The organism is Bacillus cereus group sp. BfR-BA-01382, assembly GCF_022663475.1.
GTDB classification, from domain to species: domain Bacteria; phylum Bacillota; class Bacilli; order Bacillales; family Bacillaceae_G; genus Bacillus_A; species Bacillus_A thuringiensis_S.
This window is the reverse complement of record NZ_JAKUFQ010000202.1, coordinates 1-3,223: the sequence shown is the minus strand read 5'-3', so window position 1 is coordinate 3,223 and position 3,223 is coordinate 1. Positions and strand designations below refer to the sequence as shown.

The following is a 3,223-nucleotide window of genomic DNA, read 5'->3' as shown; positions in this document are numbered from 1 at the left end:
TTAGAATCATATCGTTCAACGTTCCATTTGTATGAGGATACTGAAAAATGTATGTTAACTGATTTATTGGAAATTCATTTCATAGAATTGCCTAAGTTTGATAAAATAGAGAATAAAGATTATTCAAACCCACTTCACAGATGGTTATTGTTCTTGAAAGAGGATGTACCTACCGAGGAATTGGAGGTGTTACGAGGAATGGATGGATTAATTAATAAAGCAGATAACAAATTAAATTATCTAAGTGCAGATGATGAAGTAAAGAGAGAATATGAGTTGCGTGAAAAACATTTATCAGATGAAAAGACTCGTATTGAAGGTGCGAAGGCAGAATCGAAAGAAGAAGGGATTAAAGAAGGTAAGGAAGCTAAAGCGATTGAAATGGCAAAAAAAATGTTGAAAAAGAATAAGTCAGTAGAAGAAATAGCAGAATTCACAGAATTAGATATGAATGTCTTAGAAAAATTAAAACAGAATCTAAATTAATTACACTACCTACTCATTAATTGAGTAGGTTTTTTGTCTATATCAATATATGGTAAAATAATATAAAAAAAGAACGGTGTTGATAATTGATGGATATAAATAATACAAATAAAATACAAAAAGCCATAGAATTACTTAAAGAAACAACTGATGTAATGGATATCAGTGAACAAACTGGTCTCAAAACAGAAACTATTCCCCTATTAATGGATTCGGATGCAGAAATGATAGAAAGAGTTATAAATAGTTTCTTGAATGATGAGGGTTATGTATTAGAAGAACCTTTTATTAATGAATTGAAAAGGTCTATTGAATTAAGGGATAAATATTTATCTGACCAAAGAACACGGATGGAAGGTGCTTGGGAAGAAGGCATGAGAGTGGGTAAAGAACAAATGAAAATTAAAGTAGCAAAAAGCTTGTTGGCAGAAAATTGGTCATTAGAAGAAATATCAAATTAGAAAGGGATGTTTTGAAAGAGTTGAAGAATGAATTGAATTGTTGATGTCCTGAAAATAACGGATTCTTTTAAAGAAGAGATAGTATCTCTTCTTTTTTTATTTCGTCTTTCGACAAAAAATAATTTACTAAAAAGAATATATGTTATATACTATAGTCAATTAAAAAAGAATCGAAATAAAAGGGGTTGTACATCAAATGGTAGTAAATCTTAGCAAATTAAAAAAAGGTGACAAAATTAATGGTGTATTTTTATTAAAAAACATAAATGAATCTATTGCACAAAATAAGAATCCTTATTTTAAGTTTAACTTAGCAAATAAAACAGGTTCATTAGAAACGATTTGTTGGTCCATTACGGAAGAACTTCGTACTCTTTTTGAAAAAGATTTTCCAGTCGCTCATTTAACAGGTGTGGTTACAGAATATGGAGATAAATTACAAGTGAAACTATCAACGATTAAAGAAGCTACGGAATTTAATAAAGGTGATTTAGTTGAAACTGTTGCTATGGATGGAGATATCATTCGTGCTGAAATTGAATCAACAATTGAGAACATGAAAGATAAAGAGATTAAATTAATTACAAAGACAATCTTTGAACCATGTAAGGAGAAATTCTACGAACATGTTGCGGCCAAGAAATTTCACCATGAGGTAGTTGGTGGCTTGGGATATCATGTGTACACGATGTTATTATCAGCCAAACAATTAGCTAAAATATATGGAGCCAATGAAGACTTACTTTGTGCAAGTATTATTCTACATGATTTAGGGAAATTAATTGAAATTGAGAATCCCCTAAATCCCGCTTACTCAGTAGAAGGTAATTTACGAGGTCATATTGCTATTATGGATACAGCTATTCATAAAACAGTTGTAAAGCTTATTCAAGAAGAAAAGTTGGACAAGAACAGTGAAGTACCAATGCTGCTATCACATATGGTTCTTAGTCATCATGGGCAATTGGAGTGGGGTTCACCTGTTGTACCAAAAGTAAAAGAGGCACTTTTACTACATTTTATTGATTCTATTGATGCGAAGATGTATCAGGTAAATAAACACTTACCAAGTGCTGAATCAGGGGCAATGTTTAACATTCCAGAAATGAGAATCGACTTCTATAAGCCTAAATACTGCTAAATAAATAATTAAGAAGGGTTCCTTTTAGGGACTCTTTCTTTTAGGGGGTATACATATGAGTAAACGTATTTTACCAATGCAAGAGAAGATTTTAGCATTTGCAAAGAACCTTATAGATAATCCTGACAGTTACAAGCACCTATCTACAGTAGAGAGACAACAGTTATTTTCAATGAGTAAGTTATATGAATTAAGGAACCAAGCCGATGCAGAGGAAATAGATTCTATAGGTGATGCGATTTATGATATATCTGTGGATGAACAGATTTATTATCAGAACAAATTGTTATTTCAATTACTAAGAGAATTTTTAGGGGAAAAGAGTTTAAAAGATTCTTTACTAAAGAGCTCTGAATTACTAAGTCTTGTTAAAGAAAAAGAATCAGAGTTGAATAATAGAATTCAATTACAAATGGAACATGTGAATGCTATGAGGAAGTTAGTAGAAACTTCTAAGCAAAATGAAAAGCAAGAAATCCAAGAATAGGAGATTTTGAGATATGAATAATCAATTGGTACTTATGCAAAATGATACTTTTTATGGATTAGTCGGAGAAGAAACAGAAGTTTATCTCAATGGTCATCCTATTTGTGTAGGAGATACTGTCAAAGTCATTTTAGAGCATAGTGATGTAGAAATAGTAAATGTAGTCTTTCAAGAAAAACAAGCCTTCAAAGTGATGGGAATTCATTCTACACCTATTGAAAAATTAAACATTGTTGAAAATTTGTAAGAGCCATACCTCTCTACAAGCAGGTGCCCAATTAAAGTTTCGATTAAGTGAAATTACAACGATTGGATATTCATTACAGGTTACTGCTGTTAAAACTTCAAATGAATGAAGAAGGAAGTGAGTCTTAATGGGATTTGTTAAAACACAAATTTATTTTAGAGAAATGATGAATGCAATAGTTTTCCTGCAAGATGAAGAAAAACGAGCAATTCAGAAAGATTTTCGAGAACAAGGTTTATTTATATCACTCAAGGAAGCAGAAGCGATTTGGTATACATATGGGTTAAATCATAGTGATGCAATTTGGAAGTCGTATAAAGAAGAAAAACAAAACATGGATATTAAAGAACTTATGGATATTTATGTTGAAATGTCTGAAGTAGAAAAAGATAGACAGAAAA

General features: G+C 31.0%; 6 protein-coding genes. All 6 read left to right on the top strand.

Annotated elements, in window-relative coordinates:
- On the top strand, window positions 1-486 hold a 486-nt coding region (locus tag MR160_RS33195), incomplete at its 5' end, for an Rpn family recombination-promoting nuclease/putative transposase (protein ID WP_242299173.1).
- 89 nt (window positions 487-575) lie between these two features.
- Entirely contained in the window at window positions 576-947 is a 372-nt protein-coding gene (locus MR160_RS33190; RefSeq protein ID WP_242299172.1) for a hypothetical protein, read from the top strand.
- 196 nt (window positions 948-1,143) lie between these two features.
- A complete protein-coding gene (locus tag MR160_RS33185) occupies window positions 1,144-2,088 on the top strand; it encodes a 3'-5' exoribonuclease YhaM family protein (protein WP_061662453.1) in 945 nt (314 codons plus the stop codon).
- Between the two features lie 55 nt (window positions 2,089-2,143).
- Window positions 2,144-2,575, top strand: coding sequence for a hypothetical protein (locus MR160_RS33180; RefSeq protein ID WP_242299171.1), 432 nt, complete (start codon window positions 2,144-2,146; stop codon window positions 2,573-2,575).
- Window positions 2,576-2,588: 13 nt separating this feature from the next.
- On the top strand, window positions 2,589-2,822 hold the full coding sequence (locus tag MR160_RS33175) for a hypothetical protein (protein WP_242299170.1): 234 nt from the start codon (window positions 2,589-2,591) through the stop codon (window positions 2,820-2,822).
- A 127-nt stretch (window positions 2,823-2,949) separates the two neighbouring features.
- On the top strand, window positions 2,950-3,223 hold a 274-nt coding region (locus MR160_RS33170), incomplete at its 3' end, for a hypothetical protein (protein WP_242299169.1).

Excerpts from the sequence above, each read along its gene's own strand:
- MR160_RS33190 (WP_242299172.1), top strand. The coding sequence starts at position 576 with ATGGATATAAATAATACAAATAAAATACAAAAAGCCATAGAATTACTT.
- MR160_RS33185 (WP_061662453.1), top strand. The coding sequence starts at position 1,144 with ATGGTAGTAAATCTTAGCAAATTAAAAAAAGGTGACAAAATTAATGGT.
- MR160_RS33180 (WP_242299171.1), top strand. The coding sequence starts at position 2,144 with ATGAGTAAACGTATTTTACCAATGCAAGAGAAGATTTTAGCATTTGCA.
- MR160_RS33175 (WP_242299170.1), top strand. The coding sequence starts at position 2,589 with ATGAATAATCAATTGGTACTTATGCAAAATGATACTTTTTATGGATTA.